A 26,443-nucleotide genomic window follows, 5' to 3' on the forward strand; every position below is an offset into this window, starting at 1 on the left:
TATGACACGAGCATTCACTGCGCGCATCCTCTGCGCCCTGACGCTGGCCGCATCGCTGATGACGCCGCAGATGGCGGCGGCGCAGGAGGACGAGGATCGCGGCCTGCTTCAGGGCTTTATCGAGGATAACCTGTCTGGTGCGGGCCGGTCCGTGCGCATCGAGGGGTTCGAGGGCGCGCTGAGCAGTGAGGCGACGCTGGATCTTTTGACAGTGGCCGACGATCGGGGTGTCTGGCTGACCCTTCGCGATGTCACGCTGAACTGGAGCCGTCTGGCGCTGCTGCGCGGGCGTCTCGAAGTGACGAACCTGTCGGCCGCAGAAATCCTGCTGCCGCGCCTGCCGGACGCCGAAGAGACCGTCGAGATCCCCGATGCGGAAGCGACGGGATTTTCTCTGCCTGAATTGCCCGTCTCGATCAATGTCGAGGAGGTCTCAGTCGAACGTCTGGTGCTGGGCGCGCCCCTTGTGGGCGAAGAGGTGATCCTGTCGCTTCTGGGGTCCGTGCAGCTGGCCGATGGCGCTGGCAACGCGCAGCTGGACATCGGCCGGATCGATCGTGATGAGGACGCGATCAAGATCGCGGTGTCCTACGCCAACGAGACCCGAAATCTGGGAATCGATATCGATTGGAACGAGGAAGAGGGCGGCATCGCCTCCAAATTGATGGGGATTCCGGGCGCGCCGTCGCTTTCGTTGACGGTCAAGGGCGACGCGCCGCTATCGGATTTCACCGCCGAGATCGCTCTCGATACGGCGGGCGAAAGACGCTTGGGCGGCACGGTCAGCATCGAGGCGCCCGCGCCCGCGGAAGGAGAGGCGGATGCACCGCTCAGCTTCGCCGCCGATGTGCGCGGTGATATCGCGCCGGTCTTTGCGCCCGAGTACCGCGAATTCTTCGGCACGGAGATGGCGCTGGTCGTGGAGGGATCGCAGCCCGCAAATGGGGGCCTTGGCATCCAGACCCTGTCGCTGACCGCCGCTGCGCTGACGCTGGACGGCAGCTTGCAACTCGCCGCCGACGGCTGGCCCGAACGGTTTGATCTGACGGGCCGTATCGCCTCCAACGATGGCAAGCCTGTGCTTTTGCCGCTGGCCGGCGAGCGGACGACGCTGGATAATCTTGATCTGGTCCTCGATTACGATCTGAACGAGGGCGAGAATTGGAACCTGTCGCTCAAGGCCCGCGGTCTGGAGCGGATTGACGTGAACCTCGAGCAGGCCGTGCTGGAAGGCGGCGGCAAGATTTCACGCGGCGGCGAGGGAGAGCCCAGCACTGTGGACGGCGCGCTGGATTTGGCCATCGATGGTCTGGCATTGGTCGATCCGGGCCTGTCGACCGCGCTTGGCAATGCGCTGCGCGGGGACATCGTCTTTGACTGGACCGAGGGCGATCCGTTTCGCCTGAGCGAGCTGTCGCTGACCGGCAGCGATTACGATATCACCGGCAAGGCGGCCATTCTGGGACTGACCGAGGGCGAAACGCCCCGGATTACCGCCAACGTCGCCGTCGAGGCCGCCGATATCGAGCGCTTTGCCGACCTAGCCGGAACGGCGCTGGACGGCGCAGTGAACGTGCAGGTCGATGGCGGTTACACGCCCTCGAACGGCAATATCGAAGCGACCGTGACCGGCAGCGCGCAGGATCTGGCCGTTGGCCAGCCGCGCCTCGATCCGCTGTTGCGAGGCACGACCCAATTGGACGTCGCCGCCCGCCGGAATGGTGACGGCACGTTCCTGGACCGCCTCAACGTCACCTCGCCCACGACGGATCTGACCGCCTCTGCTGCGTATAAGTCGGATGGCAGCGAGGCCCGTATTGAGCTGGCTCTGGACGATGCCTCACTTATCGAGCCGGCCTTGCAAGGCCCTGCGCGGCTGACCGCGCGGGCCGATCAGGATGGCAATATCTGGACGCTCAAGGCCGGTGCCTCGGGCCCCGGCGAGGCCACCGTCACGGCAGATGGCACGATCGAGCTGGTGGATCTCAAGCCCGGCATCTTCGACATGCGCGCCAGCGCCGTTGCCAGCGATTTCGCACCTTATTCGGCCCTTGCGGGCCGCGATCTGGGCGGCGCGGCGAGTGTCGTGGTGGATGCGCAGGGCAATGCCGGCACGCTGAGCGGACAGGCCGACATCGTGGTGAACGGGCAAGATCTGTCCGTGGATATCCCGCAGCTCGATCCCATCCTCCGCGGCACCTCCAGCGCCGAAATCTCGGCCCAGCGCAGCGCCGATGGCGCTCTGACGCTCAGCAAGGGCCTGCTGACGACGCCCAAGATAGATGCCGATGTCACAGGCTACATGGGCGCCGATGGCACTGCACAAGGCACGGCGGATATCACCGGCAACGATCTGGCCATCGGCATCCCGCAGGTGGACCGCATCCTCGCAGGCCGCTCGCGCGCGCAGATCGAGGCGCTGCGCAGCGCCGAGGGCACCATCACGCTCAAGCGCGGCGAGGTGGAAACGCCGATGCTGGACGCAACCGCCACCGGGTTTTACGCGCCGGACGGCGCCGCCGAGGCGCAGGTGGATGTGACGGGCAACAACCTGGCCATCGGTATCCCGCAGGTTGATCAGCTGCTGCGCGGTACCTCCAGCCTCAAGGCCGATGTGGCGCGCCGGGCAGATGGTACGATTGTCATCGAAGGTGCCGATCTGGACACATCGCAACTGACGGCGGATGCCTCGGGCACCCTTGGCACGGACGGCAACGCGTCCGCGACCATCGACGCGCGGCTGGCCAATGTCGCGCTCTTTGCGCCCGGCATCCCCGGGCCCGCCACGGTCAGTGGCACGGTGCGCGGCGATGGCGGTGGTTACATCGTGGATCTGGACGGGACAGGCCCCGCTGGCATCACGGCGGATGTATCGGGGCGCATTGCGAATGACGGCAATCTGGACCTCAGCGTCAATGGCCGCGCGCCGCTGGCCTTGGCCAACTCCTTTATCGAGCCGCGCAGCCTGTCGGGCATCGCACAGTTCGATCTGCGGGTGAATGGCCCGCCCGCACCCTCATCTGTGACGGGAACGATCACCACCAGCGGCGCGGGCCTTGCCCTGCCCAAGGTGCAGCTGGCCCTCGAAGGGATCAGCGCCGATATCCGCCTGACGGGCGGCGCCGCCCAGATCGCCATGGGCGCGGGCATCAGCAGCGGGGGCCGCATTGCGGTCAACGGCCGTGTCGGCCTCGCCGCGCCCTATCAGGCGGATGTGGCCGTTGATCTGCTGAGTGTCGGCCTGACCGATCCGGGCCTTTACACCACGACCGCAAATGGGGGCATCACCTTCAATGGCCCGGCCTTGGGCGGTGCGACCATCGCGGGGATTGTGAACCTTGCGGAGGTAAACGTGCAGGTGCCCAGCGGCGCGATCTCGTCCGGCGCCAGCCTTCCGGGCCTCAAGCATGTGAACGAGCCTGCCGCCGTGCGCCGCACGCGCGCTTTCGCCGATCTGCTCGAAACGGGCGGCAGCGCGAATGGCGGAAACGGCGGCGGTGGTGGCCCGGTCTACAACCTCGATGTCAACGTCAACGCCTTCTCGCAGATCTTCATTCGGGGCCGCGGGCTTGATGCCGAGCTGGGGGGCAGCCTGCGGTTGCGCGGCACCACGGCCAATGTGATCCCCGAAGGTCAGTTCAGCCTGATCCGGGGGCGCCTTGACCTGCTGGGCAAGCGCCTCGATCTGACCGAGGGCAGTTTGCGCCTGCAGGGCAGTTTCGTGCCCTTCCTGCGGCTGGTCGCCCAGACGGAGAGCGGTGATATCAACATCTCGATCATCATCGAGGGACCGGCGGACGAGCCCGAGATCACCTTCCAGTCACAGCCCGAATTGCCGCAGGATCAGGTCGTCTCGCAGCTGATCTTTGGGCGCGATCTCAGCCAGATCTCGGCCTTTCAGGCGGTGCAGCTGGCTTCGGCGGTGGCGACACTGACGGGCAGGGGCAATGGCGGCGTCGTCGGCTCGCTGCGCGAGGGGATCGGCCTTGATAACCTTGATGTGACCACAGGCGCCAATGACCAGACCGAGGTGCGCGCGGGCAAATACCTGTCCGAGAACGTCTATTCCGAGGTCGAGGTCGACAGCGACGGCCAGACGCAGATCAACCTCAACTTGCGCATCAACAAGCGGCTCAAGGCCAAGGGCAGCTTCAGCGCGGACGGCAACAGCGGCCTTGGCGTCTTCTTTGAGAAAGACTACTGACGCCGCTTGGCGCAGTGCGGAACAGATTAGGGCGGCCCCATCGCGGGCCGCCTTTTTCGTGTGAGGGCAGGGGAGGCGGCAATTGCCTGCACCTGCGTCATGCCCGCTTGGCGGACCGCGTGGCTTGGGCTACGCTTGGCCAAAATCGCCAGAGGGGAGTGTTCAAATGCAGATGAGCGACAAACGTGAGATCGAGGCGGACAAGGCCACGGTCTGGGCGGCACTGCTCAGCCCCGAAGTGCTGAAGGAATGCGTGCCGGGCGCCAGTGAGGTGACCGGCAGTCCCGAAGAGGGCTTTGAGGCCGTCGTCACGCAAAAAGTGGGGCCGGTCAAGGCGACATTCCGCGGCGCGGTCACCGTCACGAACATGATCGAGCATGAAAGCCTGACCCTGACCGGCGAAGGCAAGGGCGGCGCCGCCGGCTTTGCCAAGGGTAGCGCCGATGTGCGGCTTGATGAGGCGGATGGTGTCACCACGCTCAGCTACGACGTAGAGGCCAAGGTGGGCGGCAAGCTGGCGCAGCTGGGCAGCCGCATTGTCGATGGCTTTGCCAAGAAGATGGCCGATCAGTTCTTTGCCCGTCTCGAAGAGGTGATCGAGGGGCCGAAAGAAGAAGACGAGGCGCCCGAGGCCGAGAAGAAGGGCTGGCTGAAGAAGCTGATCAGCTGATTTTCAGCGCCATACGCGCGGCCGTGCTGCGCCCACTGTCATAGGCGCCATGCGCCGTCGCCTGCCAGTGCGGCGAGAATGCTTCGCCCGCAAAAGCCACCCGGCCCGTGTCGCGTGCAATCATCTCGCGCCGAAAATCGGCCGAGCCGGGGCGCGCGTGCGAATAGGAACCCAGCACCAGCGGGTCGTTCGTCCAGTTCGTGGTTGCCGTGCCGGTAATGCGTTTCTCGATACCTGCGCCAAAGACCTGCACCAGCGCGGCGCGCGCGTAATCGGTCATCGCCTCGGGGCCGGCCATGACCAGCGCATGGGCCTTGGCGCCGGCCATATGGCACAGCATCATGGGTGCATCCCCGCGCATCACCTGAAAATTCGTCGCCATATCGTTGCCCGGCTGCTGCACCGTCAGAAACCGAGTGTCGGCAAGCTCTTCGGGGATGGCCTCCATCGCGAAGGCGACCTTCTCGTAGACGCCGCAAGGAACGCGGTCGAGCGCATGGGCCAGATCGGCGGCGGCGCCTTCGCTGAAATGGATGCTCCCGCGCGCCAGCACGTTGGTCGAGGCGGTTACGATCACGCCTTCTGCTTCCAGATCACTCTCATCGGTGACCACCGTGGCGCCGTCAGTGCGCTGGTGGATGGCGCGCACCGGGCACGCGGTACGGATGTTTAGCCCGCCCGCCATCGCGGAGATGAGCGCGCCATAGCCCGACAGCACGGGCCAATTGTTATCGGTGTCCTGATAGTCGGCATAGCCCGAGGCCGAGACGTCGTCGGCATCGTCCCCCGCCATCAGCGCGAGGATCAGCTTGATTGTGGGAGACCAGCGCCCTGCATCCGGCAGAACCTCGGGGATAGGTACGTCGCGGCCAGATGCCTCGATAGCCTCGAAGGCGCCTTTCACCGCCTGATCGCAGGCGCGCACGCCCTCGGGGGTCAGCAGCGCGCCGCCATCCCAAACGCTGAACGCATCGCTCAGTGTGCGCTGTTTCGCATAATGCGCACTCAGCCTGTCCGCCCATGCCACCAGCGGATTTACGTCCGCACAATGCAGCCAATGACAGCCGTGATCCCATGCACGCGGCAGCCCTGCCGCTGCCGTGTAGGCACGCCCGCCAACACGGTCCGCCGCCTCAAGCACGGTATAGGGGATGCCCTGCGCCGCGCATTCCAGCGCCGCGCCGATACCCGCAGCACCCGCGCCGACGATGATGATCTGTCCCTTGTCCATGGCAAAGCCCTCGTTTCAGGGCGCACCATACAGCGCGCGCCGCCCCCGGCAAGGCTGTGCAGCAGCGCAGACCCGTCCCCCGCTTGATGCGCGATTGCCTCGGCGCGCGAATGCGTTAGGTTCGCAGCGGTCAGCAAAAGGGGGGGCAGCATGACGGCCATCGTCGACGTGCAGAACATGGGCAAGGTCTATGACGGGGGCTTCACCGCGCTGGGCGGTGTTTCGCTTCAGATCGAGGAGGGCGAGATCATCGCGCTGCTGGGTCCCAACGGCGCGGGCAAGACGACGCTCATTTCGGCGCTTTGCGGGATCGTGACGCCGACCAGCGGGCGCGCGACGGTGGGCGGGCATGACGTGGTGACAGGCTATCGCAAGGCGCGCGCGATGATCGGGCTGGTCCCGCAGGAGATCGCGCTGGAGCCCTTCGAGAAGGTGATCAACACTGTGCGTTTTTCCCGCGGCCTGTTCGGCAAGCGGCGGGACGACAAGCTGCTGGAAAAGATCCTGCGCCAGCTGAGCCTGTGGGACAAGCGCAACGCGCGCATCCGCGAGCTGTCTGGCGGGATGAAGCGCCGCGTGCTGATCGCCAAGGCGCTCTGCCACGAGCCGCGTGTCCTCTTCCTGGACGAGCCCACGGCGGGCGTCGATGTCGAGCTGCGCCGCGACATGTGGCAGGTCGTCGAGGATCTGCGCAAATCCGGCGTTACGATCATCCTGACCACCCATTACATCGAAGAGGCCGAGGCGATCGCCGACCGCATCGCCGTCATCAACAAGGGCCAGATCCTGCTGGTCGAGCCGACCGCCGACCTGATGGCGCGCATGGGTCAGAAGACCCTGCGGATCGACCTGATGGAGCGGTTGGAGACGATCCCCAAGGCGCTGGCCGACTACGATCTGGCGCTGGCGGTGGATGGCATGTCGCTCAGCTATACCTATGAGGCCGGGGGCGAGCGCACCGGCATCACGCGCCTTCTGCAGGCCATCGCCGCCGAGGGCATGGCGCTGCGCGATATTCAGACCAACCAGAGCAGCCTTGAGGAGATCTTCGTGGGACTGATCCAGGACGAGACAACGGAGGATGCCGCATGAACCTGCCGGCAATCTGGGCGATCTACCTCTACGAGATGAAGCGGTTTTTCCGCACCCTGATGGAAAGCCTTCTGTCGCCCGTCATCTCGACCTCGCTTTACTTCGTGGTCTTCGGCGCCGCCATTGGCAGCCGCATCGACCAGGTCGAGGGCGTCAGCTATGGCGCCTTTATCGTACCGGGCCTCATCATGCTGAGCGTGATGACCCAGTCGATCAGCAACGCGTCCTTCGGCATCTATTTCCCGAAATTCATCGGCACGATTTTCGAGCTTCTCTCGGCTCCGGTCAACTTCCTCGAAATCGTGCTGGGCTATGTCGGCGCGGCGGCCACGAAATCTCTGTTGATCGGTGTGGTGATCCTCATCACTGCCGGGTTCTTCGTGGAAATTCAGATCATGCACCCCTGGGCGATGATGGCCTTCCTGCTGCTGACCTGCATCAGCTTTAGCCTCTTTGGTTTCATCATCGGGATCTGGGCGAATAATTTCCAACAGCTTCAGCTGATTCCCCTGCTGGTGATCACGCCGCTCGTCTTCCTCGGGGGCGCCTTCTACTCGATCTCGATGCTGCCCGAGAATTGGCAGTCGGTCGCCTTGTTCAACCCGGTCGTCTATCTCGTCTCGGGCTTTCGCTGGTCGTTCTTCGGCGTGGCGGATGTGGGCGTGGGCTGGTCGCTGCTGGCGATCGGGGTCTTTACCGCGATGTGCATGGCCGTCGTCTGGTGGATCTTCAAGACGGGCTACCGGATCAAATCTTGAGGTCGGTGGCGCAGCTTTTTGGCCGCAGGGGGATGCGATCTGACGCCGCCGCCTTGTCGTGCAGGGCGCGGGGTAATACATGCCGAGGATGACAAATTGGATCGCGCTCAAATCCCGCCTGCCTTTCACCAAATCCCGCTCGCGCGTCGCCGTGGTGCGCCTCTCGGGGAGCATCGGCACAGGCCGCGCATCGTTGAACGACGAGGCATTGGCGCCCATCCTGGAAAAGGCGTTCAAGAAGGGCAAGCCGAGCGCGGTGGCCCTGCTGATCAACTCGCCAGGCGGCTCGCCAGTGCAATCCTCGCTGATCGCGGCACGCATCCGCCGGCTGGCCGAGGAAAAGAACGTGCCCGTCCACGCCTTTGTCGAGGATGTGGCCGCCTCGGGCGGTTATTGGCTGGCCGCAGCCGCCGATGACATCTGGGTCGATTTCGGCTCGATCGTCGGCTCGATCGGCGTTATCTCCGCCGGTTTTGGCGCACCCGTTTTCCTCGCCCGGCAGGGGATCGAGCGCCGCGTGCACACCTCGGGCAAGTCCAAATCCACGCTGGATCCGTTCCTGCCGCAAAAGGACGAGGATGTCGCGCGGCTCAAGGATATCCTAGAGGATCTGCACAGCGGTTTTATCGCCTATGTCAAGGAACGGCGCGGTGACAAACTGTCCGACAATCCCGATATTTTCACCGGCGAATTCTGGTTGGGCCGCCGCGCGGCCAAGCTGGGGCTGGTCGACGGCGAGGCGCATATGATGCCCAAGCTGCAAGAGCTCTACGGCAAGAAGGTGCGCCTGATGCGCTATGGCCCCAAGAAGGGACTGCTATCCCGCTTCGGCGCGACCATGGCCGAGGATGCCATCGCCGCCGTCGAGGAGCGCGCGCAATACGCGCGTTTCGGGCTGTAGGCCGGCATGATCGTCAAGATCGTCTCGCTCTTTCTCGTCGGCATGGTGGTGCTGGCCATGTTCGGAAAACTGCGTTTTCCGGGCCAAAAAACGTTGGCGGCGGCGAAATGCAGCAAATGCGGTAAATACAAGATCGGCAAGGGCCCGTGCCCTTGCACGCGGGGTATCGGCAAATGACGGTTTGGGCACTTGCAGGGCTGGGCCTCGTCATATTGCTTCTGGCCGGGGATGCGCTGGTCAAGGGCGCCGTGAACCTGAGCCTCCGGGTGGGTGTCCCTGCCCTGATCGTCAGCCTGACCATTGTTGCCTTTGGCACATCGGCGCCCGAGTTGCTGATCTCGATTGATGCGGTGATGCGGGGGATGCCGGGCCTTGCGCTGGGCAATGTCGTCGGTTCGAACACGGCGAATGTGCTATTGGTGCTGGGCCTGCCCGCGATCCTGTCGGTCCTGCACACCAGCGGCTGCGAGACGCGCAAGACCTACATTTTTATGATCGTCGCCAGCGTCCTTTTCATCGCGCTCGCCTTCTTCGGAACCTTCACCTTCTGGTCGGGCCTGATCCTGCTGGCGGCCTTGGCCTATATGCTTTTCGATGCGGCGCGCGACGCGACCCGCCACCGCCGCGCGGAAAAGGCGCTGGCCGTCGAGGACGAGGTCGAAGGTGCAGACCCGGACATGCCGTGGTGGCGCATCATCCTCTTTTTGGTGCTGGGCCTTGTCGGTCTGCCACTGGGCGCAAGCCTTTTGGTGGACAACGCGTCGATCATCGCGCGGGAATACGGCGTGACGGACGCTGTAATCGGCCTGACGCTGGTGGCGCTGGGCACATCGCTGCCTGAATTGGCGACGACGGTAATGGCCGCGCTGCGTCGCCAGGCGGACGTGGCACTGGGCAATGTCATCGGCTCGAACATGTTCAACCTGCTTGCGATCATCGGCATCACGACACTGATCGGCCCGATCCCGGTCGAGCGTGAGTTCCTGACCTTCGATCTCTGGGTCATGTTGGGGGCGTCGCTGATCCTGATACCCTTCGTCTTTTTCAAGGTGGATATCGGCCGGGTCTGGGGCGTTCTCTTGACCGCGGCATATCTGGCCTATGTCACCATCGTATTGATCTGACAGGGGAGAGCCGCGATGGCGCGTGCATTGGTAACCGGGGCCGGCAAGAGACTGGGTCGTGCGATGGCGATCGAACTGGCGCGGCAGGGCTTTGATATCGCGGTGCATTACCACAGCTCGCAAAGCGAAGCCGAGGATGTCGCAGACGAGATCCGCGCGCTGGGCCGGACTGCCGTCACGCTTCAGGCCGATTTGCTGGTCGAGGACCTGGTGACGCCGCTGATTTCGGATGCCGCGAACGCGCTGGGCGGCCCCATGACCGTGCTGGTCAACTCCGCCTCGATCTTCGAACATGATACCGTCGCCAGCGCCACGCGCGGCAGTTGGGACCGCCATTTCGAGAGTAATTTGCGTGCGCCGTTCGTGCTGACCCAGGCGCTGGCCGCGCAAGTGCCCGACCCTATGAATGACGAGAACGGCGAGCCGCTGGCCCAGGGATTGGTGGTCAACATGATCGACCAGCGGGTGCGCAAGCTGACGCCGGAATTCATGAGCTACACATTGGCCAAGATGGGGCTCTGGGCCTTCACCCAGACTGCCGCGCAGGCATTGGCGCCGCGCGTTCGGGTCAATGGTATCGGCCCGGGGCCCACCCTGCGGGCCGCCCGGCAGAGCGAAGAGCATTTCGCCGCGCAGCGCGCCGCGACGGTGCTGGAGCGCGGTTCGAATACGTCGGATATCACCGGTGCATTGAGCTATTTTCTGAATGCGCCATCCGTGACAGGGCAGCTTTTGTGCATCGATGGAGGCCAGCATCTGTGCTGGCAAACACCCGATGTCATAGGGGTGGAATAGGCGCCGATCGGGCAGGGGCGGCGAAAGTTTTGCACTGCGTTAGGACCTGTTAAAAATTGTAACGGAAATGTGTAACGTTTTCAGTATTTTGCACTGCAGCATAAAATATATGTAGTGATTTCAATGCTTTGCAAAAGCGCCTAAAAAATGGGCATTCTTGAGAAGCCCGTTGAGAACAACGAAAAAATCGAGGTGACGCAAAGTTACCCGCAGAGTTATCCACATAAACCGTGGAAAGGATTCCCCTTGTGCGCCGCGCTCCAAGATTGCAGCCGCTGCGCAGAATCATATCTATAGGCGCATGACCGACGAATCCCTCACATCCTCCGATGCCACCAAGGACAGCAGCGCGCCGGACGCCGCCGCGCAAAGCCCCGTGCCGACCGGCCACAAGGTGATCCAGGCCTACCTGCGGACGCTGGATGCGTCGCCGGGCGTCTACCGGATGCTGGATGCACAGGCGCGCGTTCTTTACGTGGGCAAGGCGCGCAATCTCAAGGCGCGGGTCAGTAGCTATGCGCGGCCCACAGGACACACGGGCCGCATCATGCGGATGATCGATGCGACCGCGTCGATGATGTTCCTGACCACCGCGACCGAGACCGAGGCGCTGCTGCTGGAGCAGAATCTCATCAAGCAGCTCAAGCCGAAATACAACGTACTGCTGCGCGACGACAAATCATTCCCGAATATCCTTGTCACCAAGTCGCACGACTATCCGATGATCAAGAAACATCGCGGAGCCAAGCGCGAGAAGGGCGCCTATTACGGCCCCTTCGCCAGCGCGGGCGCGGTCAACCGGACGCTGGCGCAGTTGCAGCGCGTGTTTCAGTTGCGCAACTGCACCGACAGCATGTTCGAAACCCGCACGCGACCTTGCCTGCAATATCAGATCAAACGCTGCACTGCGCCTTGCGTCGGCTATATCTCGAAGGCCGAGTATGCGGCGCAGGTCGGCGATGCCGAGCGTTACCTCAGCGGCAAGTCGACCGAGATCCAGGAAAAACTGGCGGCGCAAATGGCCGAGGCCAGCGAGGCGATGGAATTCGAGCGTGCCGCCGCGCTGCGCGACCGGATCAAGGCGATGACGCAGGTGCAGACGTCGCAGGGCATCAATCCGCGCAGTGTGGACGAGGCCGACATCATCGCGCTGCATCTGGAAAACGGGCAAGCCTGCGTGCAGGTGTTTTTCATCCGCGCCGGGCAGAACTGGGGCAATCGTGATTTCTATCCACGCGTCGGCGCGGATGTCGAGGCGCCCGAGGTGCTCGAGGCCTTCATTGGCCAATTCTACGACGGCAAGGAGCCGCCCCGCCAGCTGATCCTGTCGCACGAGATCGACAACCCGGATCTGATGGCGGCCGCGCTAAGCGCAACGCTGGGCCGCAAAGTGACGCTGATGGTCCCGCAGCGCGGCGAGAAGGCCGAGCTGGTCGAGGCCGCGATGCGAAACGCCCGCGAGAGCCTTGCCCGCAAGATGGCCGAAAGCGCGACACAGGCGAAACTCTTGCGCGGCGTTGCAGATGCCTTTGGCCTTGATGCCCCGCCCGAGCGGATCGAGGTCTATGACAACAGCCACATTCAGGGTGCCCACGCCGTCGGCGCGATGATCGTCGCGGGCCCCGAGGGGATGATGAAAAATCAGTACCGCAAGTTCAACATCCGCGGTGACAACCTGACCCCCGGCGACGATTTCGGCATGATGAAGGAGGTGCTGAAGCGGCGGTTCAAACGCTTGCTGAAGGAGGATCCGGATCGCTCCAAGGGCACGTGGCCCGGCCTTTTGCTGATCGACGGCGGCGCGGGGCAGGTCAGTGCCGTGCGCGCAATCATGGACGAAATGGGCGTCAGCGATATCCCCATGGTGGGCGTGGCCAAGGGCATCGACCGCGATCTGGGCAAGGAGGAGTTTCACCGCACCGGCCAGCGGCCCATCGCGCTTCAGCGCAACGATCCCGTCCTCTATTTCATTCAGCGTCTGCGCGACGAGGCGCACCGCTTTGCCATCGGCACGCACCGCGCCAAGCGATCCAAGGCCGTGAGCGCAACGCCCTTGGATGATGTGCCGGGCGTCGGCGCCGCGCGCAAACGCGCGCTTTTGGCGCATTTCGGCAGCGCCAAGGCGGTCGGCCGCGCAAACCTCGCCGATCTCAAGGCGGTCGAGGGCGTCAGCGCGGCGCTGGCGCAAAAGGTCTATGACTACTTTCACGATAAGGGCTAAGCGGGATGCGGGGGCCGAAACCGCACGGTTTCGGCACTCTTTTCCGCGCGGAAAAGAGCCGGTCCGCCCGTATGCCGGGGCTTTCGCCCGGCGAAGCGGCACGGTAGACATGCTTTATGACCATGACCTTGCCAAATATACTTACGCTCTTGCGCCTTTTGGCCGCCCCCGGCGTGGCGGTCATGTTCCTTTATTTTACCCGGCCCTATGCCGATTGGTTCGCGCTGATCCTTTTCGTATCGGCGGCGATCACCGACTGGTTCGACGGCTATCTCGCCCGCTCGTGGAAGCAGGAGACGCGGCTGGGCGCCATGCTCGATCCCATTGCCGACAAGGCGATGGTGGTGATCGCGCTGATGGTGATCGTGGGCTATTCGCCCATGTCGCCATGGCTGGTCCTGCCCGCAACCGTGATCCTTTTTCGCGAGGTTTTCGTCTCGGGCCTGCGCGAATTTCTGGGCGACACGGCGGGCCTGCTCAAGGTGACCAAGCTGGCCAAGTGGAAGACGACGGCGCAGATGGTCGCCATCGCAACGCTTTTCGCCCAAGGCGTCTTCGAGCATTATTTCGGCATGTCCACGATGGGCATGGATGCGGCCATGGTCGACGCGATCCTGACGGGCGCCGAAGAAGATGTGATGGGCCTTGGCTGGAAACTGACCGGGATGCATTACACGTGGTACGCGGGCCTTGGTCTTTTGTGGCTGGCAGCGGTGCTGACACTGATCTCGGGCGCGGATTACCTGCTGAAATCGCTTCCTTACTTGAGGGATGATCGCTGATGGATATCCTTTATTTTGCATGGGTCCGCGAACGGATCGGCCTGCCGCGCGAGACGGTTCAGACGGACGCCGCGACCGTTGCCGATCTGGTGGCCGAACTGCGCGCCCGCGAGGCGCGCTATGACATGGCGTTCAGCGATCTTGCGGCGCTTCGCGTGGCCGTCGACCAGGAGCTGGCTGCCTGGGATACGCCCCTTGCCGATGTGCGCGAGGTCGCGTTTTTTCCGCCCATGACTGGGGGCTAGGCCGATGGAGGTCCGCGTTCAGGAGGCCGCCTTTGACTTCGGGGCCGAGGCCAATGCCTTCGCCGCGCGCCAGACGGGTATGGGCGCGGTCGTGACCTTTACGGGGATCGTTCGCGACCTGGCCGGCGGCCTCGATCACATGACGATCGAACATTACCCGGGCATGACCGAACGGGCGCTGCGCGGCATTGCCGAGGAGGCGCATGAGCGCTGGGATCTGGGCGGCAGCCTGATCATCCACCGCTACGGGCGGCTGGATCCGGATGAGATGATCATGATGGTCGCCGCCGCCTCGCGCCACCGCAAGGATGCGTTCGAGGCCGCGATGTTCCTGATGGACTATCTTAAATCCCGCGCGCCTTTCTGGAAAAAAGAAGTGACGGGTGATCGTGCCGCCTGGGTCGAGGCGCGCGAGGCGGATGAGGAAGCGTTGAAGCTCTGGGAGTGATGGCGATGCCCCTGGCATCGCTTGAGCGGCGCGCCAGGCTGGCATAGCCTTGGGCCAAGAATTCCGTCCGGAGACTCGTCCACGGTGCCGCCGGTGCTTGGCCCGTCTGCAAGGTGTATCGAACGGATCCGCGCGGTGGTTCCACGCCCGCCCTACGCCCTGACGTTGCCGGTGGGCAATGGACAAGCGCCCCATCCTATGACGGTAGAGGCAACGCTGATACCGGCCAGCGGCCAAGTGTCGCGCTGAAGCGCCGTGTTGGAGAATTTTCCGGCAGGGCTGCTGGAGACCCGTGATGCGCAGCGGAGCGAAGGCGTAGCCTGTTGCGAAACCCTGTTTGAAGCGTAGGCGCCGCCAAATGTCTAGCGCATAAGATCGGGCAGATCGCCGGTCAGGCCAGCGGCCTCGCGCATCAGGCCGCGCCTCAGCGGCGCAGTGGCCTGAACCGCGCCCATACCAATATCGCGCAGTTTGCGCAGAAGCGGATTGTCGTTCGAGAACAGCCGGTTGGTAAGGTCGGTCGTAGCCGCCAGCGCCGCAATGTCGAAGCGCCGCCAGCGCTGATACCGCTCCAGCACATCGGGCGCGGCGAAATCCTCGCCCCGCGCGCGCGCCTCGCCCAGAACCTGCGCCAGAGCGGCGATATCGCGCAGCCCGGCGTTCAGCCCTTGGCCCGCGATGGGATGCATCCCGTGCGCCGCATCGCCCACCAGCGCCAGCCGCGGCGCCACAAGGTGATTGGCAAGGCTCAGACCCAACGGGTAGGTATAGCGCCGCCCGCGCAGCGCGATATCGCCCAGAAAATCGCCGAAGCGCGGCCGCAGCACCGCCAGAAAACCCTCGTCGTCCAGCGCGTCAAAGGCCGCGGCAGTGGCAGCATTCTCGCTCCAGACGATGGACGAGACATTGCCCGGCAACGGCAGAATGGCAAGCGGCCCCGGCGGCATGAAGAACTGATGCGCGATGCCGTGATGTGGCAGCTCATGCTCGACCGCGCAGACAAGGGCCGTCTGCCCATAGCCCCAGCCGGTGCGCCGGATCCCAGCGCGCTGTGCCGTGCCCGAGGCCCGCCCGTCCGATCCGACCATCATCCGCGCGCGCACCCGGCGCCCCGAGGCCAGCGTAAGGGTAACGCCGGTATCATCCACCTCTTGCGTCGTGACGGCATCTTCGGAAATGGTGGTGATGCGACTATCGGCGTCCATCGCATCCAGAAGGGCGGGGCGCAAAACACGGTCCTCGCACATATGGCCCATCGGGCCTTCCTCCAGCTCGGCATGGTCGAAATGCAGCGAAAACGGTGTCAGTGGACCGGCGCCCGCGCGCCCGTCGCTGACCTTGATCTCGAGCATGGGCTGGGTGCGGTCCTCGATCCCGGCCCAGATGCCGAGAGCACGCAACATCCGAACCGAGGCCATCGCCAGCGCATAAGAGCGCCCGTCGAAATCCCCATCCGCACGTGCCGGGCGCGGCAAAGCGTCGATCACGCAGACCGTGATGCCCTGCTGTGCCAAAGCCAAAGCCAGGGCCGAGCCATTCAGCCCGCCGCCCACGATCGCGATATCCGTATCCATTTTCATGCCACGTAATATGGCCGCCGATGCGGGATTGTCCATGCGCTTCCCTGACGCGCAGAGCATATCGCGCGCCGGGCCTGTTTTTGCCAAAAAGGGCAATTCAGCTTTGCTGCGAAACCCTCTAGTCTGACGGGGAAAACAGCGCGCAATTGCGAGGGGCGAGCGATGCAGGATTGGCTATACATGAGCGCGGCGGATCTGGGCCGGGGCATCGACGTGGGCCGGATTGACGCGGCCGAGCTGACCGAAGCGTATCTTGCGGCGATCGCGGCCCACCCGGCCGCGCGGCGCATCTATTCGGCCACCACCGAGGACCGTGCTCGCGCCGAGGCGCAGGCCGCCGCACGGCGCGCACGAGAGGGACAAAGGCGTGGACCGCTGGACGGCGTGCCGATCAGTTGGAAGGACCTCTTCGACAGCGCAGGCACGGCGACACAGGCGGGCAGTCGCCTTCTGGAGGGCCGCGTGCCCGCGCGCGATGCCGAAGTTCTTGCCAATGCCACCGCCGCCGGCCTCGTCTGCCTTGGCAAGACGCATATGAGCGAGCTGGCCTTCTCGGGCCTGGGCCTCAATCCGATGACCGCGACGCCGCCTTGTGTGAATGACGCGGAGGCGGTGGCCGGCGGTTCTTCCTCGGGCGCGGCGGCGAGCGTGGCGCATGGCCTGGCCGCTGCCGGAATCGGCAGTGATACGGGCGGCTCGGTTCGGGTGCCTGCGGCGTGGAACGATCTCGTGGGGCTCAAGACAACGGCCGGGCGCGTTTCTTGCAAAGGCGCGGTTCCGCTGGCCGCGCGGTTCGACACCGTCGGGCCGCTGACGCGCACAGTCGAGGATGCCGCCCTGCTGCTGGCCGTGCTGGAGGATCGCACGCCCGTCGATCTGCGGGGTGCGTCGCTGACAGGGATGCGGCTGGCCATGCTGCAAAGCACGGTTATGGATGATCTGCGCGACGCGCCCGCGGCGGCCTATGATGCCGCTTGCGCGCGGCTGGAGGCGGCGGGCGCCGCGCTGATCCCCGTCACCGCGCCCGAGGTGGACGAGGCGATGGGCCTCTCGGCGACGCTTTTCTCCGCCGAAGCCTATGGCACGTGGGGCGATGTGATCGAGGCGGATCCGGGCAAGATGTTCGGCCCCATCCGCGACCGGTTTCGCGGCGGCAAAGACGTGAGCGCGCCGGACTTCGTGGCGGCCTGGCAACTGCTGGACCGCCTGCGCGGTGTCTGGGCTACGCGCATGGCCGGGTATGACGCCGCGCTGATGCCAAGTGCGCCGAACCTGCCGCCCGATGCGAACCGGCTGATGGAGGATGGCGCCTATTACGTCACCGAAAACCTTCTGACGCTGCGCAATACGCGCGTCGGCAACCTCATGGGGCTGGCGGCGATCACCCTGCCGACGGGCGTGCCCAGTTGCGGCATCATGCTCTGCGGCGCGGCCATGGGCGAAGCGCGCCTCTTGCGCGTCGCGCAGGCCGCCGAGACCGCTTTGCGCTGAAGCGGTGCCCGCATGCCGCCATGCGCCCGCCGCGTCATGCGGGCTGCGATACGCTGCATAAGCCGTTGGAATCGGGTATTTTCACCAAGAAAAAGCCCAGACTGCCAAAAATGCCACAATGGGCCCCGCACCCGGATGGTTTTGCTGGACGGACGCGGGCGGAGCGCGTAGTTTTGCGGGATACGGGGCGACAATGATCCCGAACCTGAGGCAGTTTCGATGTTTTCCGAGCGGTTTTCGAACCTTGCGGTCCCTCATGCGCTGCGCCTGTGCCATTTGCCAGGTGCCCTGCGCGGGACGCTGTTCGCGCCGGGCCATCCGACTTGGGTCACCGATGAAAACACCCCGGCCAAGTGCGCAGCCGCGCTCGGGCAGGGTATGGGGCAGGCACCGCGCCGCCCCTTCAGGGCGTAAGGACAAGAGGCGACATGGCATATCAGACACGCGGGCGCGATCCTTTGCTGGACAGCAACATGGCCTTGGCCATCGAGAAACGTGGCAAGGAATTGCTGGGACTCGGCCTTCTGGGCCTGGCCGCCGTGGCGATGATGATGTTCGCCTCCTACAGCCCTGACGATCCCAGCTGGCTCTCGGCGGTCGACACGCCGGTGCAGAACTGGATTGGCCAAACGGGCGCGACCATCGCGGCGACGCTTTTCATGGTGGTCGGTCTTGGTGGCTGGGGCATCGCCATTGTCTTGGCTGTATGGGGCGTGCGCTTTGTCCTGCACCGCGGGCAGGAACGCGCGATGGCGCGTGCCATCTTTGCGCCGATCTGGGTCGCGGTGCTGTCGCTTTATGCGGCGTCCCTGACGCCGGGTGCGGAATGGTATGCCAGCCACAGCTTCGGCCTGGGCGGCATCTTTGGTGATACGGTCATGGGCGCTGCCCTGGGCATTCTGCCCATCGGCGCGGCGGCAGGCCTCAAGATCCTGTCGCTGGTGCTGGGCATTGTGATGCTGGGTCTTGGCGCCTTTGTTTGCGGGTTCGAGCGGAGCGAGATCGCACGCGGCCTGCGCTGGCTCACACTGGGCGTGATCATGGCCTATTCGGTGCTGATCGGCCTTCTGACGCGCGGCGCTGCGGGCGCTGCCGGGGCCGCTCGGACGGCGCGCTTTGCCGCGCAAGGCGCCGCACAGGCCCGCCGGGCCGAGCCCGCGCTGGCGCAGTCGCGCAGCGATGCGGTGACCGAGACGCACGGTGCCCCGCCGATCCGGCGCAGCGTGCATGCCAAGGTGCAGCACGATCTTCACGATCCCGAGGATGGTCACGCGCAATATCACGCGCCGCTTCAGGCGCCGCAGCGCGCCGCGCCCCGCGCGCCCGAAAAACAGGGTGGCCTTCTGGGCCGGATCAACCCCTTGGCACGCAAGCCGGGGCCCATGCCCGCGCAGGAATGGGTCGAGCCCGAGGCCGTTGCGGGTGACCGCGAGATGCCCGGCGAGGACCGCATCAAGGAGAAGATCGCCGACATCATCAAGAGCCGTGTGCGCGCCGCGCCGCAAGCGCCGGTGCAACATGCCGCCGCTGCGGCCATCGCACGCACTGGGCGCAGGGGGCCGACGCCGCTCCTTCTCGATACCGCGCGCCAAGGCGGCTTGCCGCCCGAGCCGCCGCTGACCTCCGCCGCTGCGCAGACCCTGCCGCCCGAGCCGCGCCTGAGCGCGCCGGTGCCGCAAGCTCCGGACCCTGCGCCGACCGCCTATCAGGCGCAGCCCGCGCCCGTCGAGGATGTGGCCCAAGATGATCTGGACGAGGCCGTGATCCTCGATGACACCATGCGCGCAGCACCGCAGCCCGCGCCGCGCGCCCAGGCGCCCGAGCCCAAGAAGGTGGTTCAACACTTGCAGCGCAAGGCGCCCGCGCCGTCGGCCCGCGCAGCGGCCGAAGCCCAGCCGGCTCTGCAATTCGAAGAGGCCGCCGCGCAATACGAATTGCCGCCGCTCAGCCTGCTGTCCAGCCCCGATAACATCACGCGCTATCACCTCAGCGATGAGGCGTTGGAGGAAAACGCGCGTATGCTGGAGGTCGTGCTGGATGACTATGGCGTCAAGGGCGAGATCGTCTCGGTCCGCCCCGGTCCTGTCGTCACCATGTATGAGCTGGAGCCGGCCCCCGGCCTCAAGGCGAGCCGTGTCATTGGCCTTTCGGATGATATCGCGCGCTCGATGTCGGCCCTCTCGGCGCGGGTCAGCACCGTGCCGGGCCGCACCGTGATCGGGATCGAGCTGCCCAATGACAATCGCGAAATGGTGTCCTTGCGCGAGATCCTGTCGAACCGCGATTTCGGTGATGGCAATCACAAGCTGCCTCTGGCGCTGGGCAAGGATATCGGCGGCGATGCGATGATCGCGAACCTTGCCAAGATGCCCCACCTTCTGATCGCCGGTACGACCGGCTCGGGCAAGTCGGTGGCGATCAACACGATGATCCTAAGCCTGCTTTACAAGCTGACGCCGGACGATTGCCGGATGATCATGATCGACCCCAAGATGCTGGAACTCAGCGTTTATGACGGCATCCCGCACCTTCTCAGCCCCGTTGTGACCGACCCCAAAAAGGCGGTCGTCGCGCTGAAATGGACCGTCGCCGAGATGGAAGAGCGCTATCGCAAGATGTCCAAGATGGGCGTGCGCAACATCGACGGCTATAATGGCCGCGTCGCCGACGCACAGGCCAAAAACGAGATGTTCAGCCGTACGGTGCAGACCGGCTTTGACGACGAGACCGGCGAGCCGGTCTTCGAAACCGAGAAATTCGCGCCCGAAAAGATGCCTTATATCGTCGTCATCGTCGACGAGATGGCCGACCTGATGATGGTCGCCGGTAAAGAGATCGAGGCCTGCATCCAGCGCCTTGCGCAGATGGCGCGGGCATCGGGTATCCATATCATCATGGCGACGCAGCGCCCCTCGGTCGATGTGATCACCGGCACGATCAAGGCGAACTTCCCCACCCGCATCAGCTTCCAGGTGACGTCCAAGATCGACAGCCGCACCATCCTGGGCGAGATGGGGGCCGAGCAGCTGCTGGGCATGGGCGACATGCTCTATATGGCCGGCGGCGCCAAGATCACGCGGTGCCACGGCCCGTTCGTGAGCGACGAAGAGGTCGAGGATGTCGTCAACCACCTGAAGTCGCAAGGCCCGCCCGTCTACGTCGGCAGCGTGCTGGAAGGCCCGGACGAGGACAAGGCGAGCAATATCGACGCCGTGCTGGGCCTTTCGACCGGCGGCAATACCGACGGCGAGGACGCGCTTTACGATCAGGCGGTGCAGATCGCGATCACGGATCGCAAATGCTCGACCTCGTATATTCAGCGCAAGCTGGCGATCGGCTATAACAAGGCCGCGCGCCTGGTCGAGCAGATGGAGGATCAGGGCGTCGTCTCGGCGGCGAACCACGTGGGCAAGCGCGAGATCCTCGTGCCCGAGCAGTAACCGCGACTGTGCGTGCGCGCGTGCAGGCGTCATTACGCCGAGCGTGCGCACCGCGCCCTTGGAACCTTGCTTGCGCTGGCGCCGTTGACGGGCGAGCGCTCGGAGGACGGCATGCAAGGCCCAGAAAAGACCACCGCGGTCGAGGATATGTTGGATCAGATCCAGGGCCTCGCCGACCGAAATGGGCATGAAGCTGTCTCGGTGGGCGAGGTGGCCTCGGCCATCGGCGGGCGCGGTTTTGGCCCGTTGCTGTTCATTCCGCCCCTCTTCGAGATTACCCCCATCGGCGCCGTCCCCGGCGTGCCAACCTTCATCGCGTTAATCTGCGCTATTTTTGCGTTTCAACTGGTCATCGGGCGCAAGGATGTCTGGCTGCCCGGCTTTGTCGATCGCATGTCGGTCAAGGCGGCTCATGTGAGCAAGGCAGTCACGTCGCTGCGCGGTATCGGCGCCTGGCTGGACCGTCACTTTGGCAGGCGGCTGGACTGGTTCGCAGGGCCCAAAGCGTCGCGTATTGCGGGAATCGTTATCCTCGGCCTATGCCTGACGGTGCCGCCGCTCGAGCTTGTCCCGTGGCTCAGTTCGGCGCCGATGCTGGCTATCGCGTTTCTGGGGCTGGCCATGACGGTGCGGGACGGGCTTTTGATTCTGACGGGGTTTGTCGTGGCGGGACTGGCCGCGATTACCGTCTACATCTTCTTTGCGGGGGGCGCAGGCGCCGCCTGACACAACTGTTATCGCATATCACCGCGAAACCTGCGACAAGGCAGGCCGAGCATCACGAACAAGGGACCATTCCCATGCCTCACATACGTACATTTCTTGCCGCGCTGATCCTGGTCTGCGCCGGCGCTTTGCCCGCCGCCGCGCAAAAGCTGCCGCTGAGCGAATTGTCGCGGTATCTCAACAGTTTCCAAACCGCGAGCGGTGCATTCACACAAATCAACGACGACGGCACAATCAGCGAGGGCCGCATCCTGATCAAGCGTCCCGGACGTGTCCGGTTCGAATACAAGCCGCCCGAAGAAATGCTGGTGGTTGCCAATGGCGATACGGTGGGCATCATCGACGGCAAGTCGAATGAGGGCCCGCAGGGTTATCCGCTGAACCGCACGCCGCTGTCGATCATCCTGGCGCGCAATGTCGATTTCACCCGGGCCCGCATGGTCACGGGCCACAGTAGCGACGGGACGACGACCACCGTGCGCGCGCAGGATCCCGACAACCCCGATTATGGCAGCATCGATCTGGTCTTTACCTCAAACCCGACCGAGCTGCGCCAATGGGTGATCAACGACAGCGGCGGCAGCCGCACAACGGTCATTCTGGGCGATCTGACTACGGGAGTCAGCATCGACAACAGTAACTTTGTCATCCCCGGCATCGGCACCGGAGGCGGGCGCGTCGAGCGCTAAACCGCAAGCCAGAAAACGAGAAAGGGCGCCCGGCGGGGCGCCCTTTTTCGTGGACCTGGGACTATATCAGTTGCAGCGCCTCAGCTGTGACTGATACCGCGCCGCGCGATCCTCGACCGTGCCGGCAACGCGGACCAGCCATGCCTTGCCGTTGTAGCTGCCACGCGAATACCCGGTGCGGCCCTCATGATAGGCGAGGTAATGATTGCGTGCGTCATACATCGGAATGTTCAGCGCATCGCGCGACTTCGCCATGTACCAGCCCATGAAATCGGTCGCGTCGTAAATGTTGTCGCGCCGCGCGCGGCGTGCGCCCTGCTCTTCGACATATTCATCCCATGTGCCATCCAGCGCCTGGCTGTATCCGAAGGCCGAGCTTTGCCGCCCCATCGGAATCACGCCCAGCGTATAGCGATAGGGCGTGCGCGCGTCCGAGACGAACTTGCTCTCCTGGTAGATGGTGGCCATCTGGACATGGGTTGGCACACCCCAGCGCCGCTCGGCGGCCCGGAATGCGCGTCTGTATTCGGGACGTTCCCGCAAAATGGCGCAGGCATCCTCCATCTGGTTCGGGGATTCCCCGTAACTGCCGCCGCGCCCGCAGGCCGCGACAAGCACCAATAGAAGGAGCGCGCGAAGCTGTCTGCTCATAGCTGCCTCTGCTCTCGATTTTCGCGGCAGTCTACGCTGCCTTGGTTTATCGGGACAGTCTACGCATTTTCGCGCGAATGGGAAATCACGATTTTCGCGCGCCCTCGCGCTGTTGCCGATGCGCAGATGCCCGCATAGGCGCCACGCCACCTGTCCTGGCGTCAATCTGGCTGACAGTCTGTTTCCGCCACTACGCCGCATGAAGGTTGGACAAAGGCCACTTGAAACCATTAGTCTCAACCTTTATGGGCTGCGAGCTATGCTGAAAACACGCGCGAAATATCATCTTGGACAGATCGTCCGCCACAAGAAGCACCCCTTTCGGGGTGTGGTCTTTGACGTCGATCCTGAATTCGCCAATACCGAGGAATGGTACTCCTCGATCCCCGAGGAAAGCCGCCCGGTCAAGGATCAGCCATTCTACCACCTTCTGGCGGAAAACGATCAAAGCTATTACGTCGCCTATGTCAGTGAGCAGAACCTGATTGCCGACTATTCGGGTGAGCCGGTCGAGCATCCCGATATCGACGATCTTTTCGGCCCGTTTGAAGATGGCCATTATCCGCTGCATTTTCAGCTGAACTAGGGCGTGTGCGGGCAGGCATTTCCGCCTGCATCTTCATCGTTTCAGTATCCCAGCGCGCAACCATCCTTGCGCGGATCGGACGCGCCTTCCAGCACGCCATCGCCGCGAATCTCGATGGCTTGCGCTCCACCGATCGCCTCAGCGGGAATCACGACATGATGCCCCCGGTCGACCAGATCGGCGCGAACGGCATCGGAATATCCCCGCTCGACCCGCATCTCGCCCTTGTCGGCAAAAGAGCGCGGGGCGTCGATAGCGGTTTGCGGGTCCATGCCGAAATCCGCGATGTTTGACAGGAAACGCGCGTGGCCAGCCGGCTGATACGCGCCGCCCATCACGCCGAAAGGCATGGTCACGCGCCCGCCCTGACGGAGCATTCCGGGAATGATGGTATGAAAAGGCCGCTTGCCGCCGGCAAGCTCGTTAGGATGTCCCTCGGAGAGGGTAAATCCCGCGCCGCGGTTCTGCATGAGGATCCCGAACTTCTCGGAAGCGATGCCCGAGCCGAAGCCGTGAAAGATCGAATAGATCAGGGATACGGCCATGCGGTCCTTGTCGACAACGGTGATATAAACGGTGTCACGGTGCATTGCCTCGGTCAGCGGCGCCGCCGACGCCAGCGCCCGCTTGGGGTCGATCATCGCGGCCAAGGTGCGGGCCGTCTCCATGCTGAGTATGAATTCGGTACGCGCGGTATGGTCCGGATCGGCGATGATGCGGCTGCGCGTGTCATAGGCCAGCTTGGTTGCTTCGGCTTCGAGATGGGCGCGATCGGCACCTAGCGGGTCCATTGCGGCGATGTCGAATTGCGCCAGCATGTTCAGCATCAGGATCGCCGTTGCGCCCTGACCGTTGGGCGGATGCTCGACCAGCTCGCGGCCCTTGTAATCGCCGCTGATCGGCTGGGCGGGCTCGCCCCTATGGGCGGCGAAATCGGCAGCCGTGTGGACACCGCCGGCGGCGTTCAGCGCGGCCAGCATGTCGTCGGCGATTTCACCCTCGTAAAAGGCGCTGGCGCCCTTGGCCGCGACGCGGCGCAGCACCTCGGCCTGTCCCGGCGCGCGGAAGATCGCGCCCGCCTTTGGCGGCGTGCCACTCGGCAGGTAATGCGCCAGCGCATGATCCTTGAGCACCGATGCCGATTCCGCCCAGTCCCACGCGGCGCGCGGCGCGACCGGCACCCCAGCCTCCGCATAGCGTATGGCTGGGGCCAAAACCGCGTCCAGTCCTAGACGCCCATGGTCGGCGCTGAGGGCGCAAAAGGCGTGGATCGCGCCCGGAATGGTCACTGCTTCGGCGGTATAAAGCGGCACCGCGTCCAGACCGCGCGCGCGCAGATCCGCCGCGTTGGCCGCACCGGGCGCGCGGCCCGATCCATTATAGGCATGTACGGTCTCGTCCCCCGGCGTCGTGAAAAGCGCAAAGAGATCGCCCCCGATCCCGGTCATCTGCGGCTCGCAGATGCCCAAAAGGACAGCGCCCGCGATAGCCGCGTCCATTGCGTTGCCGCCCCGCTCGAGGATGTCGACGGCGGTTTTCGCGGCCAGCGGATGAGAGGTGGCGCACATGCCATTTGCCGCCAGAACCGGCGAGCGGCCGGGCAGATGAAAATCGCGCATGAGGGCTCCTGCAGCTTGAAACGCGGCCAGCCTAGGATGCGTGCCTGCGATTGCCAATATGCGGAAACGAGGTAGTTGGACGATCGGTCACTTTGTGACGATCTGTGCAAAGGGTCCTCGACGCTGCGCACTGGGTGGGGGCTGTTAAAAACGCAGCGCCGAGGGAAGCTTTTGCAGCTACAATGCCGGTATGGCGGGGCAGTTGGCCCGGAATGAGAAAAGATCGGGGCAAGTTTTGGGCAGGAATTGATGCGCTTCTGCGGATGCACGCCGACCGTGCGGCACAAGGAATGCCGGAGCGCGACCTGATTGCCTTCAGGGCGTCAGCCTCACCTCTATGTGCAGATGATTTCGCCCCTTTTCGCGGCGGTAAGTCAGCGCACTGGTCAGACGGTGGATCAGGAACCAGCCAAAGCCGCCCTCGGGCAGATCGATGCCCTTATCGAGGCAAGGCGGAGTGCCACGCGGCAGATCGAGGCCGGGCAGGGGCGCGCCCGCATCGGTAATGTCGGCCTGCAGATGGCCGCAGCTCAACATAACCTCGAGCCTGACATCGCCCTCGCCGCTCATGGCATAGGCATGTTCGGCCACATTGTTCAGCGCCTCGGCCAGCACGATTTCGACCGTGCCGCTGGCATCGTCGCCAAGCTGTGAGGCGCGCAAGTAAGCGCGCAGATCTCGCAATGCATCCCGGACCCCTTCGGGCGAGGCGGTAAAGATCAGCCGCATCCGCTTTGGTTGGTCGGCCCGATCCAGGCCTGCCTGAGTGCCAGCCGCAGTCACCATCTTGTTCCTCCGGCGGTTAACCGGCCCTGCGGGGGGCGGCGTCCTCCAGCCCCTCGTGAATTGTGAAGATCGTGTTCATTCGCGTCAGGCGAAACACCTTCTCCACATCCGGCGTCAGCCGTGCCAGATCCAGCCGGCGGGTCGGTCCAACCAATTTCAGCGCGGCGACGATGGCCCCGAGGCCACTGGAATCGATGAATTGCACTTCTCCCAGATCAAGCAGCACGTCCTGAAGGCCCTCGGCGGTCTCGGCGCGCAGCGCCTCCTTGAATGCGATGGCCGCCGCCGCGTCGATGCGCGCGGCGTTTACCGTGACGACGTGGTAGTCGCCCTGTTTGCTACTGGACAGGTCCATCAATCGCTCCGCTCGTTGCTGTGTTCCAGATCACGCTAGGGTCAATTCG

Annotated in this window: 23 protein-coding genes; 17 read left to right on the forward strand and 6 right to left on the reverse strand. The window is 64.3% G+C overall.

Annotation, left to right across the window (positions count from 1 at the left end):
• The first annotated feature begins 1 nt into the window (after position 1).
• Both BW975_RS03780 and BW975_RS03785 read left to right on the forward strand, forming a co-directional pair.
• Positions 2 to 4,204: a translocation/assembly module TamB domain-containing protein gene (locus BW975_RS03780; protein WP_083686969.1), complete on the forward strand. Its 4,203-nt coding sequence runs from the start codon at positions 2 to 4 to the stop codon at positions 4,202 to 4,204.
• Between the two features lie 166 nt (positions 4,205 to 4,370).
• On the forward strand, positions 4,371 to 4,874 hold the full coding sequence (locus BW975_RS03785) for a CoxG family protein (protein ID WP_076531086.1): 504 nt from the start codon (positions 4,371 to 4,373) through the stop codon (positions 4,872 to 4,874).
• On the opposite strand, the gene BW975_RS03790 is transcribed toward BW975_RS03785, so the two are convergent.
• Positions 4,867 to 6,105 carry a flavin monoamine oxidase family protein gene (locus BW975_RS03790; RefSeq protein WP_076531087.1) on the reverse strand — a complete coding sequence of 413 codons (1,239 nt, stop codon included), beginning with the start codon at positions 6,103 to 6,105 and terminating at the stop codon, positions 4,867 to 4,869. The two genes, BW975_RS03785 and BW975_RS03790, sit on opposite strands and share 8 nt — an antisense overlap.
• 150 nt (positions 6,106 to 6,255) lie before the next feature.
• Between BW975_RS03790 and BW975_RS03795 the strand changes: the two genes are divergently transcribed.
• From BW975_RS03795 to BW975_RS03835, 10 genes are all read left to right on the forward strand, one after another.
• A complete protein-coding gene (locus BW975_RS03795) occupies positions 6,256 to 7,197 on the forward strand; it encodes an ABC transporter ATP-binding protein (protein WP_076531089.1) in 942 nt (313 codons plus the stop codon).
• Positions 7,194 to 7,955 (forward strand): ABC transporter permease, encoded by a 762-nt coding sequence (locus BW975_RS03800; RefSeq protein ID WP_076531090.1) that lies wholly within the window; start codon positions 7,194 to 7,196, stop codon positions 7,953 to 7,955. Before BW975_RS03795 ends, BW975_RS03800 begins: the two co-directional genes overlap by 4 nt.
• Before the next feature lie 79 nt (positions 7,956 to 8,034).
• Positions 8,035 to 8,856 (forward strand): S49 family peptidase, encoded by an 822-nt coding sequence (locus tag BW975_RS03805; RefSeq protein WP_083686970.1) that lies wholly within the window; start codon positions 8,035 to 8,037, stop codon positions 8,854 to 8,856.
• Positions 8,857 to 8,862: 6 nt separating this feature from the next.
• Positions 8,863 to 9,033 carry a hypothetical protein gene (locus BW975_RS18015; protein ID WP_170846552.1) on the forward strand — a complete coding sequence of 57 codons (171 nt, stop codon included), beginning with the start codon at positions 8,863 to 8,865 and terminating at the stop codon, positions 9,031 to 9,033.
• Positions 9,030 to 9,980, forward strand: coding sequence for a calcium/sodium antiporter (locus tag BW975_RS03810; protein ID WP_076531094.1), 951 nt, complete (start codon positions 9,030 to 9,032; stop codon positions 9,978 to 9,980). Before BW975_RS18015 ends, BW975_RS03810 begins: the two co-directional genes overlap by 4 nt.
• Before the next feature lie 15 nt (positions 9,981 to 9,995).
• Positions 9,996 to 10,775 (forward strand): SDR family oxidoreductase, encoded by a 780-nt coding sequence (locus BW975_RS03815; protein WP_076531096.1) that lies wholly within the window; start codon positions 9,996 to 9,998, stop codon positions 10,773 to 10,775.
• Between the two features lie 301 nt (positions 10,776 to 11,076).
• Complete coding sequence (gene uvrC / locus BW975_RS03820; RefSeq protein ID WP_083686971.1) at positions 11,077 to 12,996, forward strand: excinuclease ABC subunit UvrC; 1,920 nt, start codon at positions 11,077 to 11,079, stop codon at positions 12,994 to 12,996.
• 116 nt (positions 12,997 to 13,112) lie between these two features.
• A complete protein-coding gene (gene pgsA, locus BW975_RS03825) occupies positions 13,113 to 13,778 on the forward strand; it encodes a CDP-diacylglycerol--glycerol-3-phosphate 3-phosphatidyltransferase (RefSeq protein WP_076531097.1) in 666 nt (221 codons plus the stop codon).
• Positions 13,778 to 14,023: a molybdopterin converting factor subunit 1 gene (gene moaD / locus BW975_RS03830; protein ID WP_076531099.1), complete on the forward strand. Its 246-nt coding sequence runs from the start codon at positions 13,778 to 13,780 to the stop codon at positions 14,021 to 14,023. Before pgsA ends, moaD begins: the two co-directional genes overlap by 1 nt.
• A 4-nt stretch (positions 14,024 to 14,027) precedes the next feature.
• Positions 14,028 to 14,471, forward strand: coding sequence for a molybdenum cofactor biosynthesis protein MoaE (locus tag BW975_RS03835; RefSeq protein ID WP_076531100.1), 444 nt, complete (start codon positions 14,028 to 14,030; stop codon positions 14,469 to 14,471).
• Between the two features lie 362 nt (positions 14,472 to 14,833).
• Here the strand turns inward: BW975_RS03835 and BW975_RS03840 are convergent, their stop codons facing one another.
• Complete coding sequence (locus tag BW975_RS03840; protein WP_170846551.1) at positions 14,834 to 16,087, reverse strand: UbiH/UbiF/VisC/COQ6 family ubiquinone biosynthesis hydroxylase; 1,254 nt, start codon at positions 16,085 to 16,087, stop codon at positions 14,834 to 14,836.
• A 126-nt stretch (positions 16,088 to 16,213) separates the two neighbouring features.
• On the opposite strand from BW975_RS03840, the gene BW975_RS03845 reads away from it, so the two are divergent.
• From BW975_RS03845 to BW975_RS03865, 4 genes are all read left to right on the forward strand, one after another.
• Positions 16,214 to 17,542, forward strand: a complete 1,329-nt coding sequence (locus tag BW975_RS03845; protein ID WP_076531102.1) for an amidase — start codon at positions 16,214 to 16,216, stop codon at positions 17,540 to 17,542.
• Positions 17,543 to 17,970: 428 nt separating this feature from the next.
• A complete protein-coding gene (locus tag BW975_RS03855; RefSeq protein ID WP_076531105.1) occupies positions 17,971 to 20,982 on the forward strand; it encodes a DNA translocase FtsK in 3,012 nt (1,003 codons plus the stop codon).
• Positions 20,983 to 21,093: 111 nt separating this feature from the next.
• On the forward strand, positions 21,094 to 21,708 hold the full coding sequence (locus BW975_RS03860; protein WP_076533358.1) for an exopolysaccharide biosynthesis protein: 615 nt from the start codon (positions 21,094 to 21,096) through the stop codon (positions 21,706 to 21,708).
• 74 nt (positions 21,709 to 21,782) lie between these two features.
• Complete coding sequence (locus tag BW975_RS03865; protein WP_076531106.1) at positions 21,783 to 22,397, forward strand: LolA family protein; 615 nt, start codon at positions 21,783 to 21,785, stop codon at positions 22,395 to 22,397.
• 66 nt (positions 22,398 to 22,463) lie between these two features.
• On the opposite strand, the gene BW975_RS03870 is transcribed toward BW975_RS03865, so the two are convergent.
• Entirely contained in the window at positions 22,464 to 23,048 is a 585-nt protein-coding gene (locus tag BW975_RS03870) for a transglycosylase SLT domain-containing protein (protein WP_076531108.1), read from the reverse strand.
• A 259-nt stretch (positions 23,049 to 23,307) separates the two neighbouring features.
• Here BW975_RS03870 and hspQ point away from each other — a divergent pair, with 259 nt between their 5' ends.
• Positions 23,308 to 23,634 (forward strand): heat shock protein HspQ, encoded by a 327-nt coding sequence (hspQ, locus tag BW975_RS03875; RefSeq protein WP_076531110.1) that lies wholly within the window; start codon positions 23,308 to 23,310, stop codon positions 23,632 to 23,634.
• Positions 23,635 to 23,675: 41 nt separating this feature from the next.
• Here the strand turns inward: hspQ and BW975_RS03880 are convergent, their stop codons facing one another.
• From BW975_RS03880 to BW975_RS03890, 3 genes are all read right to left on the reverse strand, one after another.
• Positions 23,676 to 25,253 (reverse strand): gamma-glutamyltransferase family protein, encoded by a 1,578-nt coding sequence (locus tag BW975_RS03880; RefSeq protein ID WP_076531111.1) that lies wholly within the window; start codon positions 25,251 to 25,253, stop codon positions 23,676 to 23,678.
• 315 nt (positions 25,254 to 25,568) lie between these two features.
• On the reverse strand, positions 25,569 to 26,039 hold the full coding sequence (locus BW975_RS03885) for an ATP-binding protein (protein WP_083686972.1): 471 nt from the start codon (positions 26,037 to 26,039) through the stop codon (positions 25,569 to 25,571).
• A gap of 16 nt (positions 26,040 to 26,055) precedes the next feature.
• Positions 26,056 to 26,394 carry an STAS domain-containing protein gene (locus tag BW975_RS03890; RefSeq protein WP_076531113.1) on the reverse strand — a complete coding sequence of 113 codons (339 nt, stop codon included), beginning with the start codon at positions 26,392 to 26,394 and terminating at the stop codon, positions 26,056 to 26,058.
• Positions 26,395 to 26,443 lie beyond the last annotated feature (49 nt).

It is taken from the genome of Roseovarius nanhaiticus (assembly GCF_900156535.1).
Lineage (GTDB): Bacteria > Pseudomonadota > Alphaproteobacteria > Rhodobacterales > Rhodobacteraceae > Roseovarius > Roseovarius nanhaiticus.